This is a genomic window from Desulfovibrio sp. 3_1_syn3, from assembly GCF_000145315.2.
Taxonomy (GTDB): Bacteria; Desulfobacterota; Desulfovibrionia; order Desulfovibrionales; family Desulfovibrionaceae; genus Desulfovibrio; species Desulfovibrio fairfieldensis.
Map to the genome: position 1 here is coordinate 401,222 of NZ_ADDR02000002.1, position 25,730 is coordinate 426,951.

Sequence of the window (25,730 nt, forward strand, 5' to 3'; positions counted from 1 at the left end):
GCATGGCGGCAAGGCGCAAGGAGTACATCCGGATGAAAAACAACGAGCAGTTTGAATTCAAAAAACTGGATGCCGACGACTTCGAGGAATTTGAAGCCCTGCTGCGCTATGCTTTTCAGGTCAGTTCTTATGAAATGTCGCGGATCGGCTGGTCGGACAAGGAGATGAAGCAGTCCAAAAAGCCGATTTTCGACGCCTCCTACGTGCTGGGCTGGTTCTACAAGGGGCATCTGGCTTCGCAGATCGTGGTCTATTCCATGGAAGTCAACATCCGGGACCGGATCTGCAAGATGGGCGGCGTCACCGGCGTGGCCACCTACCCGGAGTATACGGGCCGTGGCCTGGTGCATTCCCTGATCAAGAAAAGCCTGGAGCACATGCGCCGGGAGCAGCAGTATATTTCTTTTCTCTGCCCGTACTCCATTCCCTTTTACCGCAAGCAGGGCTGGGAGATCGTGGCGGACAAGATGACCTTTTCCATCAGGGACACCCAGCTGCCCAAGCACCATGTCGTGCCGGGCCAGATTGAGCGCGTGCCCGTGGAGCATGAGGATATTCGCCGGGTCTACAAGTATTTCGCCCTGCAACAGCACGGCGCGCTGATCAGGGGCGATCTGGAATGGGAGGAATACTGGCGCTGGGAATCCGACGACATCATGGCCGCCGTGTATTACACCGCTGAAGAAAAGCCCCTGGGCTACGTTATTTACTACATTGAGAATGAGGTCTTTCAGATCAAGGAAATGATCTGGCTGACCCAGGAGGCCAAGTACGGCATCTGGAATTACATCAGCGCGCACTTTTCCATGATCACCAAGGTGGAGGGAGCCAACTACACAGGCGAATCCATTGCCTTTCAGTTCGAGGACAGTGAAATCGACGAAACCATCAAGCCCAATGTCATGGCCCGCATCGTGGATGTGCAGCGTTTCTTTGAGGAATATTCCTTCCAGTTCGAGGACGAGAAACTCAAGCTCTATTTCCGGATCAGCGATCCGGCCGCGGAATGGAACAACGGCATCTTCCATGTCACCTGGAAAGACGGCAAGACCTTCTGCGAAAAGGTGGACAGCCACGGCGCGGCTCCGCTCATCGAAATGGACATCCAGACGCTGACCACCATGCTTATGGGCTACAAGCGGCCCACCTATCTGTACAATAATGACCGTATTCGCATGGAATACTATCTGCTGCCCACCTTGGAGAGCCTGATCCCGCCGGAGAAGCCGTATTTTTCGGATTACTTTTGATCCGGGACGGGCAGGGGGTGGAGCGCCTCATGGAGAAGAACTTCCAGAGCGTGATTGTTGCCTTGAAAAACCAGGATTGACGCTTCAGTCCACAGAGCGGGGGTAACGGCGGTCAGGTCGAAGGCATGGCCGCAATCCTCGGCCAGCAACAGCGCAATAGCCCGGATGGTACGGCCATTGCCTTCACGGAAAGGATGCACGGCATTGAGCTCCGAGATCATCTCCGCCAGCGCCGCGGTGAAACGGTCGACAGGCGCTGTACGTATCTCGGCTACCGCGATCCGCCCCAGAATTTTCCGGGTTTCCTGTTCGATATACTGCGGTTGCGCAAAGCGGCTTGCGCCCTTTGCCATGGGGATGGTTCTGAATTCCCCGGCCCAGCCCCATAAACATCTTGGAAAAGATGCTTATGAATGGCCTTGAGGTGTGCGACATCATAGTGCCCGGTAGGGAGCGACAGCGAACGCCACGCCACCGCGTTACGTTCAAATGCGGCTAATTGCTCCGCCTCGTCGAGGCCGGGAATGTTTTTAAGGACGGCGCTTCCCGGCAGGATATAGGGATCAGGCGCGACCGCATACCTGTGCATCGGCAATGCCCAGAGTTTTTTTTAGCACAGCGATTCCTTCATCCGGGGCCAGCCCGTCGCGTATCATACGTTCCAGGCGGGCGGCCTCGGCTTTGGAAAGGGGCTCGCTTTCCAGCAATTGTGAATGCACGGCAAAGGCCAGCATGCGCATTCGCCTTTGCAGCGCGCTCGTATCATTTTCCTGCATAATTGTTCCGCGCTACGTCGCCTATCTGATTGCGAAAATTTCGAGCATAGTTATACTCCCGATTTTCGCAGGATCGTCAGCGAAAAAACGTGGTTTTTCGCTGACGCACGGCGGCTACGCCGCCGCAACATCCTACAGGTTTTGTGTGTCTACTTTGAAAAAGTAGGCACTACTTGTCCTGGCCGCAACACTTCTTGTATTTCTTGCCGCTGCCGCAGGGGCAGGGATCGTTGCGACCCACGCGCGGTCCGGCCTTGGCCGGTTTGTTCTTGGCGGACTGGGCCTCGGATTCGCCGCCGCCGGAGTAGGACAGCTCGCCCGCCGATTCTTCGCGGTGGCGGAATTCCCGTGCCAGGGCTTCCCTTTCCGCCTCGGCGCGGGCCTGTTCCTCTTCCGGGCTGACCCGCTGCACGCGCACGCGGGTCAGGGCGCGGAACACGCTCTCACGGATTTGGAAGAGCATTTCCTGGAACATTTCAAAGCCTTCACGCTTGTACTCCAGCTTGGGGTCGCGCTGGCCGTAGCCGCGCAGGCCGATGCCGTCGCGCAGGGCGTCCATGTTGCGCAGATGTTCCTTCCAGCAGCGGTCCAGCTCTTCCAGCAGGAAGTAGCGCTGAATGTCCTTGTAGCTTTCGGCGGCATCGGTCCGCAGCTCGTCCAGAATGCCGCGTATCAGCTTTTCGCACTCTTCCCGCTCGGGCAGGGGAGCGTTTTCGGGCAGCACGCGATCCAGATTAAAGACTTCGCGCAGGCGGGCCATGATGGTCTTGCGCGTATCGGCCAGGTCGTCGGGCGCGGCGTTGTCCAGCGGGCCGTAGGCGTCGTCCAGCACGTCGCTCAGGAACTCGTTGAGCACCGGGTCCAGGTCGTTCTCGACCATGAATTCGCGGCGCAGGGTGTAGATGACCTCGCGCTGCTGGTTCATGACGTTGTCGTAATCCAGCAGGGTTTTGCGGATCTCGAAGTGGTGGGCTTCCACCCGCTTCTGGGCCCCTTCCACGGCGCGGGTGACCATGGCGTTTTCAATGGCTTCGCCGTCGCGCAGGCCCAGCTTTTCCATGAGGCCCTTGATCCGGTCGGAACCGAACAGGCGCATCAGGTCGTCTTCCAGCGAAAGGTAGAAGCGGGAGGAACCGGGGTCGCCCTGGCGGCCCGAACGGCCGCGCAACTGGTTGTCGATGCGGCGGCTTTCATGGCGCTCGGTGCCCAGAATGTGCAGGCCGCCCAGGTCCACCACGCCGTCGCCCAGCACGATGTCCGTGCCGCGTCCGGCCATGTTGGTGGCAATGGTCACCTTGCCCTTCTGGCCGGCCTGGGCCACGATTTCGGCTTCCTTCTCGTGCTGTTTGGCGTTGAGCACGTTGTGCGGGATGCCCAGTTTGGTCAGGCGCTGGGAGAGCATTTCCGAGGTTTCAATGGAGATGGTGCCCACCAGCACGGGCTGTTCCTTCTGGTGCAGCTCGGCGATGGCCTCCACAATGGCGTCGAATTTTTCCTTGCGGCTGCGGAAGATCAGGTCCGGGTGGTCCCTGCGGACCATGGGCTTGTTGGGCGGGATGGAAATGACTTCCAGATTGTAGATCTGCTGAAATTCCACGGCTTCAGTGTCGGCCGTGCCGGTCATGCCCGAAAGTTTGTCGTAGAGGCGGAAATAGTTCTGGAAGGTGATGGAGGCCAGGGTCTGGTTTTCCGCCGCGACGGTTACGTGCTCCTTGGCTTCCAGGGCCTGGTGCAGGCCGTCGGAATAGCGGCGTCCGGCCATGAGGCGGCCGGTGAACTCGTCCACGATGACCACCTGATCGTCCTGCACGATGTAGTCCACGTCGCGCTTGAAGACCTGATGGGCCTTGAGGGATTGCAGAACGTGGTGCTGGGCTGTGATGTTGGCCGGGTCAAAGAGGTTGTCCAGTTTGAGCAGTTCTTCGCAGCGTAGCACGCCCGCGTCCGTGAGCATGGCCGTGCGGGCTTTTTCGTCAATGGTGAAATGTTCGGGCGTGAGTTGGCGCACGATGTCGTCCACCGTGCGGTACATGCCCACGGATTCCTCGGACGCGCCGGAAATGATCAGCGGCGTGCGGGCTTCGTCAATGAGGATGGAGTCCACTTCGTCCACGATGGCGAAGTTGTGGCCGCGCTGCACGAGCTGCTCGGCGTAAAACTTCATATTGTCGCGCAGGTAGTCGAATCCGAATTCGTTGTTGGTGCCGTAGGTGATGTCCGCGTTATAGGCGGCTTTACGCTCGTCGTCGTCCAGGCCGTGCACGATGACGCCCGTGCTCAGGCCCAGGAAGGAGTAAAGTTTGCCCATCCAGGCCGCATCGCGTGAGGCCAGGTAGTCGTTGACCGTAACCACATGCACGCCCTTGCCGGACAGCGCATTGAGCACCACGGCCAGGGTGGCGACCAGGGTTTTGCCTTCGCCGGTCTTCATCTCGGCGATCTTGCCCTTGTGCAGGACCATGCCGCCGACGAGCTGCACGTCGTAATGGCGCATGCCCAGCACGCGGCGCGAGGCCTCGCGCACCAGGGCGAAGACTTCGGGCAGCAGGCTGTCCAGGCTTTTGCCGCCTTCCTGCACTTCTTCCTTATACCGTGCGATGCGGGCGGCGAAGTCCGCGTCGTCCAATTGCTGCATTTCTGGTTCCAGGGCATTGATACGCTGCACCTGGGGGCGGAGACGGCGCAGATACCGTTCGTTCTTGCTGCCGAATATTTTCTTGAAAAGAAAGCCGAACATGGATGCTCCTCTGCTTCACACGGGCGGGCCGTTCGCGGCACCGACGAATTACGGGTCAGGCTTGAGTGGACGGCAGGCGCTCACACTGCCGTGGTATCTCCTAAAAATAAGTCATTATGTTATACTTGGCAATGCAAGGCGGGGCATCTTTCGGGCATTTACGCGGCACGGGAAGCCCCCGGCGTCGAGCGGCGCGGGCCGCAAGCCTTTTACGGCGAGCTGTTTCGGGAAATACGGCACGGTCCGACTTTTTGGGCAGCGGACTGCTTCGAAAAAAAGGAAGCCGGGCCCGCCATGACGCCCGGCTTATATGTGCGGCGCGCCCCGTTGTCCGTCGGGGCGCGCCGGGGAAGAGGCGCGTACTGTCCAAACGCGCCCGCGCGGCCGGGGAGGGGATGCGTGCCCCGGCCGCAACAGTGTTGTTACGCTTCTTTCAATTCCTGGATCAGATTGGTCAGGCCCTGGGCCTGGGCGGCCAGGTCGGACACGGCCTTGGCGGCTTCGGCCATAGCCTCGGCGGTCTGGCGGGACATGTCGTTGACCTGGACGATGGACTGGTTGATCTCCTCGCTGGCGGCGGACTGTTCCTCGCTGGCCGTGGCAATGGCATTGACCTGGTCCGCCGTGGCTTCCACGGTGGCGACGATTTCTTCCAGAGCCGCGCCGGATTGGCTGGCGAGCTCCGTGGCTTCGCCGATGCGTTCCACGGCGTTGTCCACGCCGGTCATGCTCTTTGCCGTGCTTTCCTGGATGGCCTTGATGGCGTTGCCCACGTCGTTGGTGGAAGCCATGGTCTTTTCGGCCAGCTTGCGCACTTCGTCGGCCACCACGGCGAAGCCTCGCCCGGCCTCGCCCGCGCGGGCGGCCTCAATAGCGGCATTCAGGGCCAGCAGATTGGTCTGGTCCGCGATGTCCGAGATCACGCCCATGATCCTGGTGATGTCCTGGGCGTGTTCGTTGAGCTGGGCCATGTCCTCCTTGAGCTCCAGGGACATCTGATGAACCTGCCCGATGCTGCGCACGGCCTTTTCCACCACCTGGGACCCGGCCTCGGCCTTCTGTTTGGTTTCGGCGGAGGCGGCCGAGGCGGAACCGGCGTTCTTGGCGACTTCCTGGACCGTGGCGTTCATTTCGTTCATGGCCGTGGCCGCCTCGGACAGGCGCTGGGCGGACTCGGCCGCGCCCCGGTCGGACTGCTCGATCTGGGCTGAAAGTTCGGTGGAGGCGGAGGAGACCACGCTGCCCACCTGCTCCAGCTTGTCAGCGGCCACCAGCATGGCCTCGGTCTTGGCCTGGGCTTCCTTGCTCGCGGCTTCGGCCTGGGCCATGGCCTCCTGGGCCTTGGCGGACTGCTCTTTGGCGTTCTCGGACTCGCGCTGGGCGTTTTCAATATTCTGCTTCAGGGCGTTGACCATTTCCACAATGGCCCCATAGACGCCCAATTTTTTGCCGCCGTCGTCAATATTGTAGTCGCCGTCCACCACGCGGTGAGCGATGGCGTTGAGTTCCCCGGGGTCCTTGCCCAACTGGCGCACGGTGTTGCGCACGATCAGAATGGTCAGGACCACGGCGATGAGAATAGCCAGCACGGTCAGGGCGGTGCCGATCATATTACTGTTTTCGTACATGGCGTCGCCTTGGGCGCTCATGGCTTCGGCGTTGTTTTTGGCCGCAACCGAAAGGGCATTGAGCTTGTCGCTCAGTTCGCGGTAGACCGTCTCCGAATCGCCCAACATCAGGGCTTTCGCCTTGTCCATATCACCTTGGCGGGAGATGCTCCGCAGGGTTTTGGAAATATCAAAAAAGCTCTTTTGCTCCGCATTGACCTCTGCCAGAGCTTTTTTGACGGCTTCCATTTTTACGCGGTCAGCCAGTTCGGAGAGATAGGAATCAATTTTTCCCTTCCAGTCCGCCATTGCTTTTTCATTTCGCTCCCTATAGGCCGGGTCTGGATTGAGAATGTAGCGGGTTTCCGCGATGCGGTATTCCGAGATGTCATTGTTCAGCTTGCCCGCCAGATCAATGACCGGAATATTCCGTCCCGCCAGGATGGTGGACATCTGATTGACGCTCTTCATCTGCACCAGCAGATAGACCGCCAGAATGGCGATCAGTATGGTCAACGCGCCCATGCTGGAAGAAATCTTTGTAGACAGTTTCATCAGAATCTCCTCGTTATTGAAGTATACGTATGCCCCGTCATTGGCCCGGTACGCTCCATTGAACGCGCCGGCATCCGTAAATACAAAAAGGGTTGCATTCCCCAGCGCAGGAGAAATGCAACCCTTTAAGAATTATATGAAAAAAGATCCGCTACGTTCTGCGGTTCTCTCTCTCTCTCTCTCTCTCTCTCTCTCTCTCTCTCTCTCTCTCTCTCTCTCTCTCTCCAGGCCACACGCGGTGACCAGCGTATGCGGCACGGCGGAAGAATAGGCGGCGTGTAAGGTATTCATGGCGTTATCCGGCGTGAAGCCTGTTTTTTATAAAGCTGCAATAGTCGCAGGGAATCGCATTCTACGCCGTTGAGCTCATATCTTTTGCATGCCTTGCTTAATCGGATGCAAAATATATTTCTTTATGTTTATCCATAAATCAAGGTTGAGAAAGGGATTTTTTCTCGGAGTAATAGCGATAACTTATTTAAATTTATTGATAAAATAAGAAAAATATTATGCTTCTGCTTTCACAAGCGGCCGATGACGCACACATGGGGGCGGCAGCTGAAAATGCACGAGCGTGCCGGAATGCCCGGGACAGGAGCGAGCGGGGAAACGGAGGCATAAGAGAAAGCGCCGCCTCTATGCCTGTAACGTTATATTGTTAAATTAGAAAATATGGTATATATATAATTTCACATATTATAAAACTAGTAATGAATTTTTATAGTTATAGTGTACAACAATAATTGCTATTTTACACGGTAGTGCATCACAATTTTTATTGTGCTGAAAAACTATATTTTATTGTATGCTGACGGATAAAGATCGTTTGAGCGGCAATAGAAAGTAAAGATAGTTTTTAAACTGATGATTACAGCCTTCAAGGTGCTGTTGATGCCTGCCCAGATGAGCGAATTCACCTGTCTGTGTGAGAGGCGCATCGTGAAAAGTATTTGATGTTGCGCGGCATCTCTCGTGCAGGCGGCTTGTGGAGTCGATGGTATGAAGCGTTTTCTTGGCATGGACGTGTTTGCCGCGGCGCGTCTGCGGCTTGAGGAGATCTTTGACAGTTTTGAGCGCGTGTATGTGTCCTTTTCCGGAGGCAAAGACTCCGGGCTTGTGGTGCAGTACGCCCTGGAGATCGCCAGGGAGAAAGGGCGTCTTCCCTTAGACGTGCTGCATGTCGACCTGGAAGCATGGTATGCGCACACCGACGCTTTCGTCACACGCATCATGACCAGGCCCGACGTCCGCCCGTGCTGGGTTTGCCTGCCCATTCATCTGCGAAATTCGGTTTCCCAGATGCAGCCGCATTGGTTGTGCTGGGATCCTGACGCGCGGGAGCTGTGGGTCCGTGAGCTCCCCAGGCATCCGGGGGTGATCACGAGTGAGGACCATTTCCCCTGGTTCAGGCGGGGCATGGAGTTTGAGGAATTCACCCCCCTGTTCGCAAAGCATTTTGCGGAGGGGCGCTCCTGCGCCTGCATTGTGGCCATTCGCAGTGATGAATCCCTGAACCGTTTTCGTACCATTGCGTCTTCGACCAAGCAGCGCTGGAACGGGAAAAGCTGGACTACCGTGACGCCTTCGGGCGTTGTCAATACATACCCGATATATGACTGGCGCACCGAGGACATCTGGACGGCCACGGGCAGGAAAGGCTGGGACTACAACCGGATTTACGACCTTATGCACCTGGCCGGAGTCGGCATCCACCAGATGCGCCTTTGCCAGCCGTACGGCGACGACCAGCGGAAGGGGCTCTGGCTTTTTAAAATGCTGGAGCCGGAGACATGGGCCAGGCTTGTCGGGCGGGTGGAAGGAGCAAACTTCGGCAACCGCTATGTGGAGCAATCGGGAAACGTGCTTGGAAATTTTCATATTCATCTTCCGCAGGGGCACACCTGGCAAAGTTACGCGGAATTTCTGCTTGAGACCATGCCTCCCCCCACCGCCGCGCATTACCGGAAAAAAATCAAGACCTTTCTCAGATGGTGGGCCAAGCACGGCGTTGAGGAGATTCCGCAGGAATCCGATGTGGAGCAAGAGAGGCTCCGTAAGGCTCCGAGCTGGCGGCGCATCTGCAAGACCCTGCTGAAGAATGACTACTGGTGCAAAGGCTTGAGCTTTTCCCAGACAAAGCGCGAGATGGAGCGCCAGGCTCAACTGATGATGAAGTATATGGTGCTGTGATGCAACTTCTGGAATTTACTCACGATGAAGATCCGATAAAGAACCGTGAATTGTTCGGACTGCTGGGCGAGTACATAGCAAGCCCGGCAATCCGTGAGACATTGGGCGGCGTCATCAGCTCAGAGCCGGGCCGCCGCTGGTTTGTGATGATGGAAGGCGCGCGGGTTGTGGCTTTCGGCTCGATACGCCGCAGGCGAACGGCGGCTTGTCTTCTTCATTTATATGCTCTGGAGGGAGAAGCGGAGATTCCCATCCTGGAACGCTGCATTCTGGAGGCGCGGGAGACCGACGCGGCTCGCCTGGTAACCGCGGATTACTGGACGCGCCGGGAGCTTTATTTCCGCTATGGATTCAGTTCCGTCTGTAAAGTCGGGCGGTTTGTGCGCTTTAAAAAGGAATTTGAGCATGGAAATTGATGAACTCCTGACCAAGCTTGGGCGGGTCCTTGAGGCCGAGACGGGCGACCTGGACAGGCGCGTCGCGGTGTACAACCGTATCGTCGCTTTGGCTTCGGCCTACCTGAATATACCGCACCCGGTGACGTGCCCCCAGCTCGTGCGTGTTGAGCAGGTCCGCGGCAATGAGTACAACCCGAATAAAGTCGCCCCGCCGGAAATGCGGCTGCTCACCTTGTCCATTGAAAAGGACGGCATGACCATGCCGGTCGTGGTGGCGGACGACAAAGAGGGTTGGGTCGTGGTGGACGGCTTTCACAGGCGGCAGGTGGTGAAGACGAAAGCGAATGTCCGGCAGAGCCTCGGGGGCTATCTCCCGATAGTCCGTCTCAACAAGAACCTTGAGGACCGCATCACGTCCACCGTGCGCCATAATATGGCCCGCGGCGCGCATCAGGTGGAGTTGACGGCGAAACTTGTGACCTTGCTTCGCGGGCATAACTGGACAAATGAGCGGATCGGCAAGGAACTCGGCATGGATCCGGATGAGGTTTTGCGGCTGAAGCAGATGCAGGGACTGGCCGAGGCTTTTTCCAATCGGGAATTTTCACGGGCATGGGATGTGGACGCCTGAACTGAAGCGGGCAGCCGGGGAGCATCTTCCACTTTTCCTTTGAAAGGGGACGCCGCGCCGGACAATACCGGCATGCTTGCTTTTTTTAACTAGCCGGTTTTCTCTGCCGGATACACAGGCCCGGCTTAACTGTGCGGCGCGCCCCGTTGTCCGTTGGGGCGCGCCTGGGAAGAGGCGCGTACTGTCCAAACGCGCCCGTGTGCGGCCGGGGAGGAGATGCGCTGCCCCCGGCCGCAATTTTTTGTGGTTATGCTTCTTTCAATTCCTGGATCAGATTGGTCAGGCCCTGGGCCTGGGCGGCCAGGTCGGACACGGCCTTGGCGGCTTCGGCCATGGCTTCGGCGGTCTGCCGGGCCATGTCGTTGACCTGGACGATGGAGTGGTTAATCTCCTCGCTGGCGGCGGACTGTTCCTCGCTGGCCGTGGCAATGGCGTTGACCTGGTCCGCCGTGGCTTCCACGGTGGCGACGATTTCCTCCAGGGCCGCGCCGGATTGGCTGGCGAGCTCCGTGGCTTCGCCGATGCGTTCCACGGCATTGTCCACGCCTTCCATGCTCTTGGCCGTGCTTTCCTGGATGGCCTTGATGGCGTTGCCCACGTCGTTGGTGGAAGCCATGGTCTTTTCGGCCAGTTTGCGCACCTCGTCGGCCACCACGGCAAAGCCGCGCCCGGCCTCGCCTGCGCGGGCGGCCTCAATAGCGGCGTTGAGCGCCAGCAGGTTGGTCTGGTCCGCAATATCCGAAATCACGCCCATAATCCGGGTGATGTCCTGGGCGTGCTCGTTGAGCTGGGCCATGTCTTCCTTGAGTTCCAGGGACATTTGATGAACCTGCTCAATACTGTGCACGGCTTTTTCCACCACCTGGGACCCGGCCTCGGCCTTCTGCTTGGTTTCGGCGGAGGCGGCCGAAGCTGAACCCGCGTTCTTGGCGACTTCCTGGACAGTGGCGTTCATTTCGTTCATGGCCGTGGCCGCCTCGGACAGGCGCTGGGCGGACTCGGCCGCGCCTCGGTCGGACTGCTCGATTTGGGCGGAAAGTTCGGTGGAGGCGGAAGAGACCACGCTGCCCACCTGTTCCAGCTTATCGGCGGCCACCAGCATGGCCTCGGTTTTGGCCTGGGCTTCCTTGCTCGCGGCTTCGGCCTGGGCCATGGCTTCCTGAGCCTTGGCGGACTGCTCCTTGGCGTTCTCCGACTCGCGCTGGGCGTTTTCAATATTCCGCTTCAGGGCAGTGACCATCTCCACGATGGACGCGTAGACGCCCAGCTTTTTACTGCCGTCGTCAATATTGTAGTCGCCCTCCACCACGCGGTGGGCAATGGCGTTCAGTTCGCCGGGGTCCTTGCCGAGTTGCTGCAGGACGTTGCGCACCAGGAAAAAGACCAGCAGCACGCCGATGACTATGCCCAGTATCAGCAGGGCGGAGACCAACGTCTTGGATGAGTCGTATAACTCGTCGCCCTCGATGCTGGCCTTGTCGCCGTTTTCCGTATTGAGCTGTACAATTTTGACGAGCAGGACGCTGGCTGTGCGGTACGCATCCCTGGAAGTGCCGTTCAGCAGGGCCTTGGCCTCGTCCGTGCGGTTCTGCTTGGAAAGGGCGTAAATTTTTTCATGGATCTGTGTGTATTTTTTCCATTCCGAGAGAAAGTCGTCGTAGAGTCCCCGTTCTTGCGGACCGGAGATCAGGGTTACATATTTTTTTTCAAGCTCGGCGATGCGTTTTTCCATTTCGGACATGAGTTTTTCATATGTGGCCATATCTTCCGCTGTGGTGGAGAAAATATGCATGACCTCGTACAAACGGTAATCCGAGGTCAGGGTGTTGAGGCTGTTTGCCGCGTTGGTGGAGGGCATCCAGTTTTTGGCGATCTCCGTGGATGCGTCATTGATATTGTTCATCTGATACAGGCTGAAAATGCCAAGCCCGCACAGCATGGCTATCAGCAGACCCATGGACAGCGACAGTTTTGTTCTCAGTTTCATTATTCCTCCCTTGAAAAACAGGCACAATGCGGAGCGACCCACAAAAAAGGGTGACGGATTTCGCATACTACGCGAAATCCGTCACCCTTGGTGAAAAATCGGCAGAAAAGACGGCAGCCGCGGCTACCTCAACTCTCTCTCTCTCTCTCTCTCTCTCTCTCTCTCTCTCTCTCTGCGGCAAAGAAAAGCGGTGCCGGGCATCCGGCAGTGCGGCGATGGGGAAGAAGAGGATGTCCGTTTATGCGCTTCATCATATTCCCTTGTGCAAAAAGCCGCCGCCGGGGGCGTCGGCCCCAAGCATCGCTTTGCGCGTTTTTTTTCACCCTGCTCTTGGGTGAAAGCAGCCTGCCGCATCGTTATGTGGTTTTATATCGGATTAGAGAAAAATAACTTTAGTTTTTTGGGAACTCATTCAAAAGAATTTTCAAAATATATGGACGTTAACAATGTATTATAAAAGACAAAAATGTCATATGGGATAAAAATTTATCCCATATACTGGAATACATTGCCCCTCAAGAGAAAGAAAGGCGCGTCCCGCTGTCCACTTCGGGACGCGCCCGGGGAGGGCGCGTGCTGTCCATACGCGCCCGTTTGCGGTCGGAGTATGCGCTGCCCCCGACCGCAAATTTCCGTCAATGTCAGGCCTGTTTCAGCTCCTGGATCAGCTCGGTGAGCGTCCGGGCCTGGGCGACCAGGTCGGACACGGCCTTGGCCGCCTCGGCCATGGCTTCGGCGGTCTGGCGGGACATGTCGTTGACCTGGACAATGGACTGGTTGATCTCCTCGCTGGCGGCGGACTGCTCCTCGCTGGCCGTGGCAATGGCGTTGACCTGGTCGGCCGTGGCTTCCACTGTGGCCACAATGTCTTCCAGGGCCGCGCCGGATTGCCCGGCGAGCTCCGTGGCTTCGCCGATACGCTCCACGGCATTGTCCACGCCTTCCATGCTCTTGGACGTGCTTTCCTGAATGGCCTTGATGGCGTTGCCCACGTCATTGGTGGAGGCCATGGTCTTTTCGGCCAGCTTGCGCACTTCGTCGGCCACCACGGCGAAGCCGCGTCCGGCCTCGCCCGCGCGGGCGGCCTCAATGGCGGCGTTGAGCGCCAGCAGGTTTGTCTGGTCCGCGATGTCCGAGATCACGGCCATAATCCGGCTGATGTCCCGGGCGTGCTCGTTGAGCTGGACCATATCCTCCTTGAGTTCCAGGGACATCTGATGGACCTGCCCGATGCTCCGCACGGCCTTTTCCACAACCTGGGCCCCGGCTTCGGCCTTTTGCTTGGTTTCGGCGGAGGCCGTGGAGGCGGAGCCCGCATTCCTGGCGACTTCCTGGACAGTGGCGTTCATCTCGTTCATGGCCGTGGCCGCTTCGGAGAGGCGGGCTGCGGACTCGGCCGCGCCCCGGTCGGACTGCTCAACCTGGGCGGACAACTGGGTGGAGGCGGAGGAAACCGCGCTGCCCACCTGTTCCAGTTTGTCGGCGGCCGTCAGCATGGCCCTGGCCTTGGCTTGGGCTTCCTTACCGGCTTGTTCGGCCTGCCGCATGGCTTCCTCGGCCTTGCGGGAATGCTCGTTGGCCTTTTCCGATTCCTGATGGGCGGCGGCGATCATCTCCTTGAGATGGGCCACCATGCTGCGCAGGGCGTCGAAAAGTGTGCCCAACTCATCGTTGCGGGTCACAGTGAGTTGTCTGTCCAGATCGCCCTCGGCGATGGCCTTGGCGCACGCAACGCACTGCAGCAGATCGCGGATGATGGGGCGGGTGACCAGAAAGATGATCAGGCCCACAATGGCCGCGCCGGCCAGCATGATGCCCAGGGCGGCGTTGCGGATATAGGCCGTGGTCTCGTTGATTTCCGAGACGTCCAGGCAGGTGACGGCGATCCAGCCGGATTCCGGGTCCAGCCGGAAGTTGAGCAGGCGGTCCACGCCCGTGCTGGTGGTGTAGCGCAGGGTTCCCTGGGGTGAGCCAAGCACCTGGCGTCCCCATTCCACCTTTTGGGCGTCGAATTCCTGGATCAGTTTGGTGTCGGGATGGGCCAGCATCAGGCCGCCGCTGTCCAGGATATAGGCATAGCCGGTTTTGCTGATGCGCACGCCCTCAATGGTGCTGGCGACGACGTCCCGGCAGGGCAGGATGGCGTAGAGCACGCCCGTGGGTTTGCCGGAGGCGTTCAGCAGCGGTGTGGAAACCACCATGGCCTTGTCGTGGATGTCCATGCTCATGAGCGGCGCGGAGATGACCGTCTCTCCCTTCAAAGACGCCTGAAAATAGGCGCGCTTGCCCACATTGACCTTACCCACGGCATCCTTGTTGCTGCCCGCCACCACCAGGCCGTCGGGCCCGGCGATGTTGACCACCGGAAAGGCCTTATACAGTTTGGCGTAGCCTTCCAGAACGCTTTGGGCCAATTGCGCGGCATCGGCCAGCCGGGCGGAATCGATCCCGGTCTGCCCCCCGCCCAGTATGTTGGCCAGGGCGCGCAGCCGGGCCGTTGCCGCCATGGCCCGCACGCTGTCTTTGTAATTGACGGCGGCATTGTTCACGCCCTTGAGCAGAATGCTGTTGCTCACGTCCAGCTCCTGCCGGAAATTCTCCTCCAGGCGGCCGGCGATCATGCTTGCGACCAGCAGCGTGCTGCACAGGATCAGAATGACAAGGGCCGTCAGGCTGGGCAACAGGAGCTTGTTTTGAATGGTGAGTTTCATGCTTCCCCCTCAGTGAACGTTTTGTGTGCCGCGCCCAAAAAAGGCCAAAGCCCCGCACTGTCGCCGGAGACGCTTTGGCCCGTATGCGCGCCCACAAAGCAAGTCAGATTTTTGTTAATTTCGTCTCTCTCTCTCTCTCTCTCTCTCTCTCTCTCTCTCTCTCTCTGTAGTGGAAAGCTGACAAGAGGGGTCAAACGCCCCGCAACAGGAAAAACGATGCATGTTATTTAGCCTGTTCATTGAAGTATCCTGAAAAATTTTTATGCCCACAGTATAGTCATTCCTGCTATTGAAATGAGTTTTCGCTGCCCATGCCATCCGGCAATCAGGACACGAAAAGCCCATAAAAAAGAAGCGGGGCGTCAGGAGAACACCCCGCTTCCAGAAGCGCGCCCCGCTGTCCACTTCGGGGCGTGCCGGGGAGGCGCGTGCTGTCCATGCGCGCCTGCTTGCGGCCGGGAGATGCGCTAACCCCCCGCCGCAAATGTCTGAACCGGGCGGCTTCCAATTTCCATGGCGGAAGCCCGGCTTTTGATTCCAATATAATGTTTCCACCGCCGCCCATGAAACGGTGCGGCAGTGGAAAAAGCACACAAAAAACGGCGGCATACCGCGCGCAAAACACGCGGCACACCACCGTCAGACGAGTCAGCCGATAAAAAATGAAAAAATTGAGGAGCTAAACTCTCTCTCTCTCTCTCTCTCTCTCTCTCTCTCTCTCTCTCTCTCTCTCTCTCTCTCTCTGCAGGCAATTCAGCGCGGCGCCTGGATGCCCCGCGCCGTTACGAAGAGAAAATATGGTTACGGATCTCTTCATTTCACACTGCCTTCTGCAAAAAAAATATTACGCTGTCGTCCGCTTCCCGGAGGCGCGGGGAACCATCTCAGGCCTTTCAAACCGCTGCCGGGCGGGTGGAATAGGCACAAAACCCTTTGTATTTACTTATCGGAAAATTGATGCATTTACTTTAGTCCCCAATAGATATTTACCAATATCGGGGAGAACGCAAGTGAAGAATGTCGCAAAGCAGATAAAAAATTTTTGTTGAATAGTATAAAATATACTTTTTTATAAATATATTCAAATAGTTGTGAAGATATACGAAATATCCGGCCGTTCCCGCCCCGCGCATATGGGCTTGCGGGTTCGCATTCCACCCGGGAATGAGCGCCGCCGCGCGGCTGCCGGTCGCAAAGAAGGCGCGCCCCGCTGTCCATTTCGGGACGCGCCTGGGGTTGGGCGCGTACTGTCAAACGCACCCGTGTGCGGCCGGGGAGGAGATGCGCTGCCCTCGGCCGCAATTTTTTGTGGTTATGCTTCTTTCAATTCCTGGATCAGATTGGTCAGGCCCTGGGCCTGGGCGGCCAGGTCGGACACGGCCTTGGCCGCTTCGGCCATGGCGTCCGCGGTTTGCTTGGCCATGTCGTTAACCTGGACGATAGAGTGGTTGATCTCCTCGCTGGCGGCGGACTGCTCCTCGCTGGCCGTGGCAATGGCGTTGACCTGGTCGGCCGTGAGCTCCACGGTGGACACGATTTCCTCCAGGGCCCGGCCGGAGCGGCCGGCAAGCTCCGTGGCCTCGCCGATGCGTTCCACGGCGTTGTCCACGCCGGTCATGCTCTTGGCTGTGCTCTCCTGAATGGCCTTGATGGCGTTGCCCACGTCGTTGGTGGAGGCCATGGTCTTTTCGGCCAGCTTGCGCACTTCGTCGGCCACCACGGCAAAGCCGCGTCCGGCGTCGCCCGCGCGGGCGGCCTCAATGGCGGCATTCAGGGCCAGCAGGTTGGTCTGGTCCGCGATGTCCGAAATCACGCCCATGATCCGGGTGATGTCCTGGGCGTGCGCGTTGAGCTGGGCCATGTCGTCCTTGAGTTCCAGGGACATCTGATGGACCTGTTCGATGCTGTGCATGGCCTTTTCCACCACCTGGGCCCCGGCCTCGGCCTTCTGCTTGGTATCGGCGGAAGCGGCGGAAGCCGAACCGGCGTTCTTGGCGACTTCCTGGACAGTGGCGTTCATTTCGTTCATGGCCGTGGCCGCCTCGGACAGGCGCTGGGCGGATTCGGCCGCGCCCCGGTCGGATTGTTCGATCTGGGCGGAAAGCTCGGTGGAGGCGGAGGAGACCACGCTGCCCACCTGTTCCAGCTTGTCGGCGGCCACCAGCATGGCCTCTGTTTTGGCCTGGGCTTCCTTGCTCGCGGCTTCGGCCTGGGTCATAGCCTCCTGGGCCTTGCGGGATTGTTCTTTGGCGTTCTCGGACTCGCGCCGGGCGTTTTCAATATTCTGCTTCAGGGCGTTGACCATCTCCACAATGGCCCCGTAGACGCCCAGCTTTTTGCCGCCGTCGTCAATATTGTAGTCGCCGTCCACCACGCGCCGGGCGATGCCGTTGAGTTCGCCGGGATCCTTGCCCAACTGGCGCACGGCGTTGCGCACGATCAGGATGGTCAGAACCACGGCGATCAGAATCGCCAGCACGGTCAGGGCAATGCCGGTCGTCCGGCTGGTCTCGTACATCACGTCGCCCTGGGCGTTCCTCTCGTCGGCGTTCTGCTTGGAGATCGTCACAAGGTTTTCGATGGCGTTGCTCAGGCTGCGATAGTCCTTGCGCGATTCACTCAGCAGGATTTTGACGGCTTCCTCGGTTCGCATTTCCCGGGAGAGAGCCAGCATCTTGTCGGAGAGAGCGAAATATGTGCTCATGCCGGTCTTGACCGCCGCAAGGCTTTCCTTGACCTCCTTCACTCTGACGGTCCTCTCAAGGTCCGCAAGGTAGCTGTTGAGGTTCTTTTTCCAACCGGCCAGGCGGTCTTCATTGATCTTGATCTGTTCCGGCTCGGTGGCGTAGATGTGGAGTATTTCCGAGATGCGGTATTCCGACATGTCATTATTCAATTTACCGGCCAGCTCTATGACCGGAATATTGCGCTCCGCCAGGATCGTTACCGCATCATTGATATTTGCCATCTGTACCAGCAGATAGCCGGCCAGAATGGCGATCAGTGCCGTCAGTGTGCCCATGCTGGAAGAAATTTTTGTAGACAGTTTCATCAGAATCCTTCTTTTGGTGTATGTGTGTGCCCCGACGTTGACCCGGTACACTCGATTGAACGGGCAGTCCCGTCATAGAAAAAGGATTCCATCCTCCAGCGCAAAAGGAATGCAACCCTTTAAGAAATATATGAAAAAAGAGCCGCTACGTGCAGCGGCTCTCTCTTTTGGCCGCAATAAAGCGCCGCGCGGGCCAGAGGCTGACCGGCGTCACAGTGCTTCAAGGAAAGGAGATGTTCCTTTATCCGTCCCATGACACTCCTGGGCGCGGCGAACAGCTTTGTGCGCTGTCCGGCACGGACCAAGGCCTGAAGTAGAGTTCGTTTCTGATCCCCGAACCTGTTCCCGAAATACCGTTATCCACACCTCCGGTGCCGTTCTTATGCGACTGTTTTGGACGCCCTCAGAGAATGGCACATTATTACAATCTCATATCGTAAAAGTGTGAACTTTCTTTAGTGTAAAATTTAATATTTGTAAAATTAAGTAAAAAATAACAAAAACACCTGAAATTATCGTTGAATATTTGTATTAATGAGTAAAATAGTTCGCATAAAATAGAATATTGGATTTTTCTGGAGAATTAATTATTATATTTCGTAAATCACGGCGAGCATAAAAGTAAGCAAGGCGCTCCGCAGGCTGTTGCGGAGCGCCTGTTCTGACGGCCGGAAGAGGAAATCCGGCCGTCAGATTGACCTTGTTAGGCTTTTTTCAGTTCCTGGATCAGATTGGTAAGGTCCTGGGCCTGGGCGGCCAGGTCGGACACGGCCTTGGCGGCTTCGGCCATGGCTTCGGCGGTCTGGCGGGACATGTCGTTGACCTGGACGATGGACTGGTTGATCTCCTCGCTGGCGGCGGATTGTTCCTCGCTGGCCGTGGCAATGGCGTTGACCTGGTCCGCCGTGGCCTCCACGGTGGCCACAATTTCTTCCAGGGCCGCGCCGGATTGCCCGGCCAGTTCCGTGGCCTCGCTGATACGTTCCACGGACTGCTCCACGCCTTCCATGCTCTTTGCCGTGCTTTCCTGAATGGCCTTGATGGCATTGCCCACGTCATTGGTGGAGGCCATGGTTTTTTCGGCCAGCTTGCGCACTTCGTCGGCCACCACGGCGAAGCCGCGCCCGGCTTCGCCCGCGCGGGCCGCCTCAATGGCGGCGTTCAGGGCCAGGAGGTTGGTCTGGTCCGCAATGTCCGAGATCACACCCATGATCCGGGTGATATCCTGGGCGTGCTCGTTGAGCTGGGCCATGTCCTCCTTGAGGGTCAGGGACATCTGATGAACCTGACCGATGCTCTGCACGGCCTTTTCCACCACCTGGGCTCCGGCCTCGGCCTTCTGCTTGGTTTCGGCGGAGGCTGTTGAGGCGGAACCGGCGTTTTTCGCCACTTCCTGGACCGTGGCGTTCATTTCGTTCATGGCCGTGGCCGCCTCGGACAGGCGCTGGGCGGATTCGGCCGCGCCCCGGTCGGATTGTTCAATCTGGGCCGAGAGTTCGGTTGAGGCGGAGGAGACCACATTGCCCACAGCTTCCAGCTTGTCGGCGGCCACCAGCATGGCCTGGGTCTTGGCCTGGGCTTCCTTGCTCGCGGCTTCAGCCTGGGCCATGGCCTCCTGGGCCTTGCGCGACTGCTCCTTGGCGTTCTCGGACTCGCGTTGGGCGCTGTCTATATTCTGCTTCAGGGCGTTGACCATCTCCACAATGGCCCCATACACACCCAGTTTCGCGCTGCCGTCGTCAATAGCGTAATCGCCTTCTACCACACGGTGGGCGATGCTGTTCAGCACGCCGGGGTCCTTTCCGAGCTGACGCAGGACGTTGCGCACTAGAAAGATGACCAGCAATACGCCGATGATCAGCGCCAGCACGAGCGCGCTGATGACCAGCGTGCGGGAGGAATTGTAAAGCTCGTCGCCGTAGGCGCTGGCTTTGTTGCCGCCTTCCGTATTAAGCTCCACAAGTTCCATAAGAATGTCGGCATTCTCGTCATATAAACTCCGGGAGGTGGAGCTCAAAAGGGCGCGGGCCTGTTCAAGCTGATTTTCTTGGGCGAGTTGGAAAAGCTGTTCATGTACCCGCAGATATTCTTTCCACTGATTCTCGAATTTCGCGTACATCTCGCGTTCAGCGGGAAGGGAGATCAGCGGAACATATTTATCGCTGATCTCTTCAAGCCTCTCCAGATTCTCGTTTATCATTTTTTTGTATTTGAGTCGCTGCTCCTCCTCAGTGGAAGAGATATACTGGATTTCCGCGATACGGAAGTTCGCGCACACCGCTCTGAGGCGCATGGTGTACCTGGTGGAGGGCAACCATAACTGAGCAAGTTCCGAGGATGTCGTGTTGATACGGTCCATCTGGACCAGACTGAAAATACCCAGACCGCAGAGCATGAACAGTAAAAAGCCGCTCATCAAAGCAAGTCTCGTCCGCAGAGTCATACTTCCCCCTTTATCTGCAACTGGTTGATAAAAAAAGCGGCCGACCTTCTGCAGAAGGCTGCCGCAATCCCAAAAAAGTAAAAAATGCGCGGAATATACTCCGCAGCGTGCCTATGCGGACGCGCTACTCTCTCTCTCTCTCTCTCTCTCTCTCTCTCTGCCGCAATAGAGCGCTTTGCAAGCCGAAGGCTGACCGGCGTCACAGTGGTGTAAGGAAAGAGCTTGTTTCGTTATCTGTTTCATAACACCCCTGAGCGCGACGGGCAGCTTTAAGCACTGCAGGCACGGACCAACGGCCTGAAATATCATTCTTTTCTGATTCCCGGGTTTGTCGCCCGAAATACCGTTATCCACACTTCCGCCGCCGCTCTTGCGCGGCCCGTTTGGGACGCGCTCAAGGAATGGCGTATGGCTACAACTGCATATCGTGAAAATGTGAACTATCTTTAGTGCAAAATGTAATATTTGTAAAATAAAGTAAAAAACAGAAAATTCGTATAAATTTATTATAATATATTTCAAATGGTTATCATAATGTTTATCTGGGATAGAAATTTGGCCCTTCGAGGAATTAATTATTATATTTCGTAAATTCAGCGGATATAAAAATAAGAAGGGCGCTCCGCCGACTGTTGCGGAGCGCCCTTCTTACAGCCGGAAGAGGAGATCCGGCCGCCATATTGAGTTCGTTATGCTTTTTTAAGCTCCTGGATCAGATCCGTAAGGCTCTGGGCCTGGGCGGCCAGGTCGGACACGGCTTTGGCGGCCTCGCCCATGGCGTCGGCGGTCTGGCGGGACATATCGTTGACCTGGACGATGGACTGGTTGATTTCCTCGCTGGCGGCGGATTGTTCCTCGCTGGCCGTGGCAATGGCATTGACCTGGTCCGCCGTGGCTTCCACGGTGGTCACAATGTCTTCCAGGGCCGCGCCGGAGCGGCCGGCAAGTTCCGTGGCTTCGCCGATGCGCTCCACGGCCTGGTCCACGCCGCCCATGCTTTTGGCCGTGCTTTCCTGAATGGCCTTGATGGCGTTGCCCACGTCATTGGTGGAGGCCATGGTCTTTTCAGCCAGCTTGCGCACCTCGTCGGCCACCACGGCAAAGCCGCGTCCGGCCTCGCCCGCGCGGGCCGCTTCAATGGCCGCGTTGAGCGCCAGGAGGTTGGTCTGGTCCGCAATGTCCGAAATCACGGCCATAATCCGGCTGATATCCTGGGCGTGCTCGTTGAGCTGGATCATGTCTTCCTTGAGCTCCAGGGACATCTGATGAACCTGCCCGATACTGTGCACGGCCTTTTCCACCACCTGGGACCCGGCCTCGGCCTTCTGCTTGGTTTCAGCGGAGGCCGTGGAAGCGGAGCCTGCGTTCCTGGCGACTTCCTGGACCGTGGCGTTCATTTCGTTCATGGCCGTGGCCGCCTCGGACAGGCGCTGGGCGGACTCGGCCGCGCCCCGGTCGGACTGCTCGATCTGGGCTGAAAGTTCGGTGGAGGCGGAAGAGACCACGCCGCCTACCTGTTCCAGCTTGTCGGCGGCCACCAGCATGGCCTGGGTCTTGGCCTGGGCTTCCTTGCTCGCGGCTTCAGCCTGGGCCATGGCCTCCTGGGCCTTGCGCGACTGCTCCTTGGCGTTTTCCGACTCGCGTTGGGCGTTTTCAATGTTCCGCTTCAGGGCATTGACCATTTCCACAATAGCCCCGTAGACACCCAGTTTTTTGCCGCCGTCGTCAATAGCATAGTCGCCGTCCACCACACGGCGGGCGATGGCGTTGAGTTCGCCGGGGTCCTTGCCCAACTGGCGTACGCTGTTGCGCACGATCAGGATGGTCAGAACCACGGCGATCAGAATGGCCAGCACGGTCAGAGCCGTGCCGATCATATTGCTGCGCTCATACATTTCATCGCCCAGGGCGTTCTGCTCGTCGGCGTTTTGCTTGGCCGCCGCCACAAGAGCGTTGATGTCGCCACTCAGGTTGAGGTAGGCCTTGTGTGAATTGCCCAGCAGTTCCTTGACCGCTTCCTCGGTCTTCATTTCCCGGGAGAGGTTCCGCATTTTGACGGACATCGCGAAATATCCGTCCATGCCGGTCCTGACCTTTTCCAGGGCCCCTCTGACATTTCCGGTTTTTTTGATGTGGCCGTCGAGGTCGGCAAGATAGTTGTTGAGGTTCTTTTTCCAATCGGCCAGGTGTTCCTCATTGATCCGCATCTGTTCCGGCTCGCTGGCGTAGATGTGGAGCACTTGCGACATACGGTATTCGGACATGTCATTATTCAATTTACCGGCCAGCTCTATGACCGGAATATTGCGCTCCGCCAAGGCTGTTACCGTGTCATTGACATTTCCCATCTGCACCAGCAGATAGGCCGCCAGAATGGCGATCAGCGCCGTCAAAGTCCCCATGCTGGAAGAAATCTTTGTGGATAATTTCATGTCCATCTCCTTTCTTGGCTCTGGTATGGTCCACTCTTTGTTTTGTTTCGGCCGGCTGAGATGGCTGGTCGTAGTATATAACAATGGTTGCATTCCCCGGTTCAGGGGGAATGCAACCCTTTAAAAAATATATAAAAAAGACCCGCTACGTTCAGCGGTTCAATCTCTCTCTGCCGAAAAAAAGAAGCCAAGCAGAAATGATCGGCGTTGCTGCCGGTTAAAGGAAAAGAATGTCCTGTTATCCGCTTCATTATATTCCACCAACCCTCAAGTGGAATTCATGCAACATGACTTACGAGAGAAAATATCGATTTATGCATTTAAAGGCAGCATGCATAAAACTGCTACGTTTTCTAGAAACGTAATTTACAGCTATGCCTGTGTATATCGGAAGAAAAAACACTAACATTAGTATTTTGAAAAATTATCGTGCATAAATTTTTTTTAATCAATAGATGTCATAGTAAAATAAAAAAATGTCATTATTATGCAAAATTTTTACTAAAGTACGCGTATTTTTATTTTACAGCATTTCTATCCAGTATTTTTACGTTAAAACATAATTTGTGGAAAATAAAAGGCGCACCCCAATGTCCATGAGGTGCGCCGCACGCGTTAGTCACACGCGCATGCTCACAGCCGGAAGGGAGGCGATGCTCCGGCTGCAAGGTTTTGATTACGCCGCTTTCAGTTCCCGGATCAGCTCCGTGAGATCCTGGGTCTGGGCGGCCAGATCGGATACGGCTCTGGCGGCTTCGGCCATAGCCTCGGCGGTCTGTTTAGCCATGTCGTTGACCTGGACGATGGAGTGGTTGATCTCTTCGGAAGCGGCGGACTGTTCCTCGCTGGCCGTGGCAATGGCGTTGACCTGGTCAGCTGTGAGTTCCACGGTTGACACTATCTCCTCCAGAGCCTGGCCGGAGCGGCCGGCAAGTTCCGTGGCTTCGCCGATGCGCTCCACGGCCTGGTCCACGCCGCCCATGCTTTTGGCCGTGCTCTCCTGGATGGCCTTGATGGCATTGCCTACGTCATTGGTGGAAGCCATGGTCTTTTCAGCCAGTTTGCGCACCTCGTCGGCCACCACGGCAAAGCCGCGCCCGGCCTCGCCCGCGCGGGCCGCCTCAATGGCCGCGTTCAGGGCCAGCAGGTTTGTCTGGTCCGCGATGTCCGAGATCACGGCCATAATCCTGGTGATGTCCTGGGCGTGCGCGTTGAGTTGGGCCATATCGCTCTTGAGTTCCAGGGACATCTGATGGACCTGCCCGATGCTCTGCACGGCCTTTTCCACCACCTGGGCTCCGGCCTCGGCTTTTTCCTTGGTTTCGGCCGAGGCCGTGGAGGCCGCCCCCGCGTTTTTGGCGACTTCCTGGACAGTGGCGTTCATTTCATTCATGGCCGTGGCCGCTTCTGCCAGGCGTTGCGCGGCCTCGCTCGCACCCTGGTCGGACTGTTCGATCTGGGCGGAAAGCTGGGTGGAAGCGGAGGAAACCACATTGCCCACGGTTTCCAGTTTGTCGGCGGCCACCAGCATGGCCTGGCTTTTGGTCCGTGCCTCCTGCCCGGCTTTTTCGGCCTGGCGCATGGCTTCCAGGGCCTTCCGGGACTGCTCCTCGGCTTCCTGGGATTTTTTCTCGGCGTCGTTGATCTTTTCGTTCAGGGCATCGACCATACTGTCCAGGGCCACGGAGAGCTGGCCGATTTCATCTCCTCGGTCCAACGCCAGGCGCTGATCCAGGCGCCCCCCGGCCACGTCCTGGGCGAAGCGCAGGGCTTGGGCCACGGGCCTGGTGATGGAACGGGTCAGGGCAATGCCGATGCCCAGGGTGAGCAGCAGGGTGACGAGGCAGATGATCAGGGTTACCCGCGACGCATTGCCCGCGGCTGTGGAAACCCGCTCCAGGGCCTTGTTCTGGAGGGAGGCGGCGGTGTCGGCGATCTCGCCGATAAGCCGCAGCGCTTCTTCACGGGCCGGACCGCGCGCCTTGGTCAGTTCTTCCTGCTGAGCCCAGAGGGTCTGCATTTTGTTCTGCACTTCCCGGAAATCCACAATACCGGCACGCGCCTGCTTCAATATCTCCTGCGGCTTGGGATAGATGAGTCGCGCCGCCAGTTCGTCCACGCGTTTGAGCAGGGTCGGGAATCTCGCGGACACATTGTCCAGGGAATAGCTCCGGTTTCCATCGGCGAGGCCGCGCAGCATGCTCGCGCGGATGATGTTGACATCGTCCAGGATGCCGTTGGCCTCCCGGATCAGAGGCGTCACCCTGAGGAGTTCCGAGAGGTTCTGCTCTTCCAGGCCCTTGTTCTGTACCGCGCTCTGTACGCTGACGAATTCTTCCACGAGCTTGAGCACGCCGGATTCCGCGGCTTCCAGCGAAGCGCGCAGGCCTATGAAGGTCTCATTGGTGTCGTGCGAATCCCGGAGGGTTTTTTCCAACCGTTCGTAAGATGCCTGGGCCTGAACAGTGCGCCCGGCGTTCAGGTGCGGATATTTCGCCAGCAGGGCCTCCATGTCGGCAAAATTTTTGCGCACGTCGGCGAACACGCTCCCCAGCCTGGCATAGGGCTCATTCTGGCCGGAGAGCAGGTATTCGTTCATCAGCGACGGAATGAGCTTGATATCGTCGTTGAGTTTGGCGGCGATATTCTGCTGGGGCAGATATTCCTCTGTGATGTTTTGCAGTTGGTCATCCACCTGTCCCAGCAGGGATGATGAGAGGACGCTGAGCACGACGATCAACGTAATGATCGTGCCGAGGCCCAAGGCCATTTTCAGCCAGATTTTACAATTTTTCATTGAAATTCCCCGAGTTGCGAAGTCGTTCTTCGCGGTACGGCACGGACGGCGCGGAGAGAAAAAACAGCGTCGGCGGCGTTCCCGCTGGACGCCGCGCTTTCTCACGCACAGCCGGGCGTTTTCAGGCTTGCTCCCGACTCCTGGGTCAGGTCCGCGCGGGCATG

13 protein-coding genes and 3 pseudogenes are annotated in these 25,730 nt (G+C 57.7%); 5 read left to right on the forward strand and 11 right to left on the reverse strand.

Features of this window, described 5'->3' with window-relative positions; genetic code table 11:
- Positions 1 to 32: 32 nt before the first annotated feature.
- The gene (locus tag HMPREF0326_RS12935; RefSeq protein ID WP_020990606.1) at positions 33 to 1,250 is read left to right on the forward strand and encodes a GNAT family N-acetyltransferase; all 1,218 of its coding nucleotides are present in this window, start codon (positions 33 to 35) and stop codon (positions 1,248 to 1,250) included.
- Here HMPREF0326_RS12935 and HMPREF0326_RS15630 read toward each other — a convergent pair.
- From HMPREF0326_RS15630 to HMPREF0326_RS12955, 4 genes and pseudogenes are all read right to left on the reverse strand, one after another.
- Positions 1,241 to 1,612, reverse strand: a pseudogene (locus HMPREF0326_RS15630) (Fic family protein); the annotation flags it as partial. The gene HMPREF0326_RS12935 and the pseudogene HMPREF0326_RS15630 overlap by 10 nt on opposite strands.
- 201 nt (positions 1,613 to 1,813) lie before the next feature.
- A complete protein-coding gene (locus tag HMPREF0326_RS12945) occupies positions 1,814 to 2,026 on the reverse strand; it encodes a hypothetical protein (RefSeq protein ID WP_008685921.1) in 213 nt (70 codons plus the stop codon).
- Between the two features lie 169 nt (positions 2,027 to 2,195).
- Complete coding sequence (gene secA, locus HMPREF0326_RS12950; RefSeq protein WP_008685920.1) at positions 2,196 to 4,763, reverse strand: preprotein translocase subunit SecA; 2,568 nt, start codon at positions 4,761 to 4,763, stop codon at positions 2,196 to 2,198.
- A gap of 422 nt (positions 4,764 to 5,185) precedes the next feature.
- A complete protein-coding gene (locus HMPREF0326_RS12955; protein ID WP_020990608.1) occupies positions 5,186 to 6,925 on the reverse strand; it encodes a methyl-accepting chemotaxis protein in 1,740 nt (579 codons plus the stop codon).
- 999 nt (positions 6,926 to 7,924) lie between these two features.
- Between HMPREF0326_RS12955 and HMPREF0326_RS12960 the strand changes: the two genes are divergently transcribed.
- Genes HMPREF0326_RS12960 through HMPREF0326_RS12970 form a run of 3 tightly spaced genes read left to right on the forward strand, consistent with a single transcriptional unit; the run spans position 7,925 to position 10,144 of the window.
- On the forward strand, positions 7,925 to 9,115 hold the full coding sequence (locus tag HMPREF0326_RS12960) for a DUF3440 domain-containing protein (RefSeq protein WP_020990609.1): 1,191 nt from the start codon (positions 7,925 to 7,927) through the stop codon (positions 9,113 to 9,115).
- The gene (locus HMPREF0326_RS12965; protein WP_008685917.1) at positions 9,115 to 9,531 is read left to right on the forward strand and encodes a hypothetical protein; all 417 of its coding nucleotides are present in this window, start codon (positions 9,115 to 9,117) and stop codon (positions 9,529 to 9,531) included. Before HMPREF0326_RS12960 ends, HMPREF0326_RS12965 begins: the two co-directional genes overlap by 1 nt.
- Positions 9,521 to 10,144, forward strand: coding sequence for an IbrB-like domain-containing protein (locus HMPREF0326_RS12970; RefSeq protein ID WP_008685916.1), 624 nt, complete (start codon positions 9,521 to 9,523; stop codon positions 10,142 to 10,144). Before HMPREF0326_RS12965 ends, HMPREF0326_RS12970 begins: the two co-directional genes overlap by 11 nt.
- A 247-nt stretch (positions 10,145 to 10,391) precedes the next feature.
- Here HMPREF0326_RS12970 and HMPREF0326_RS12975 read toward each other — a convergent pair whose 3' ends face one another.
- On the reverse strand, positions 10,392 to 12,131 hold the full coding sequence (locus HMPREF0326_RS12975; RefSeq protein WP_008685915.1) for a methyl-accepting chemotaxis protein: 1,740 nt from the start codon (positions 12,129 to 12,131) through the stop codon (positions 10,392 to 10,394).
- Positions 12,132 to 12,321: 190 nt separating this feature from the next.
- Here HMPREF0326_RS12975 and HMPREF0326_RS17010 point away from each other — a divergent pair, with 190 nt between their 5' ends.
- On the forward strand, positions 12,322 to 12,588 hold the full coding sequence (locus tag HMPREF0326_RS17010) for a hypothetical protein (RefSeq protein WP_147568335.1): 267 nt from the start codon (positions 12,322 to 12,324) through the stop codon (positions 12,586 to 12,588).
- Between the two features lie 184 nt (positions 12,589 to 12,772).
- Here HMPREF0326_RS17010 and HMPREF0326_RS12980 read toward each other — a convergent pair whose 3' ends face one another.
- From HMPREF0326_RS12980 to HMPREF0326_RS13000, 6 genes and pseudogenes are all read right to left on the reverse strand, one after another.
- Positions 12,773 to 14,842, reverse strand: coding sequence for a methyl-accepting chemotaxis protein (locus HMPREF0326_RS12980; protein WP_008685914.1), 2,070 nt, complete (start codon positions 14,840 to 14,842; stop codon positions 12,773 to 12,775).
- 1,312 nt (positions 14,843 to 16,154) lie between these two features.
- Entirely contained in the window at positions 16,155 to 17,894 is a 1,740-nt protein-coding gene (locus HMPREF0326_RS12985) for a methyl-accepting chemotaxis protein (protein ID WP_020990610.1), read from the reverse strand.
- A 703-nt stretch (positions 17,895 to 18,597) separates the two neighbouring features.
- Positions 18,598 to 20,337, reverse strand: coding sequence for a methyl-accepting chemotaxis protein (locus HMPREF0326_RS12990; RefSeq protein WP_008685910.1), 1,740 nt, complete (start codon positions 20,335 to 20,337; stop codon positions 18,598 to 18,600).
- 689 nt (positions 20,338 to 21,026) lie between these two features.
- Positions 21,027 to 22,190: pseudogene (locus tag HMPREF0326_RS12995) on the reverse strand (methyl-accepting chemotaxis protein); the annotation flags it as partial.
- A gap of 99 nt (positions 22,191 to 22,289) precedes the next feature.
- Positions 22,290 to 22,862, reverse strand: a pseudogene (locus tag HMPREF0326_RS17635) (MCP four helix bundle domain-containing protein); the annotation flags it as partial.
- A 583-nt stretch (positions 22,863 to 23,445) separates the two neighbouring features.
- Positions 23,446 to 25,566 (reverse strand): methyl-accepting chemotaxis protein, encoded by a 2,121-nt coding sequence (locus HMPREF0326_RS13000; RefSeq protein WP_020990612.1) that lies wholly within the window; start codon positions 25,564 to 25,566, stop codon positions 23,446 to 23,448.
- Between the last annotated feature and the right edge of the window lie 164 nt (positions 25,567 to 25,730).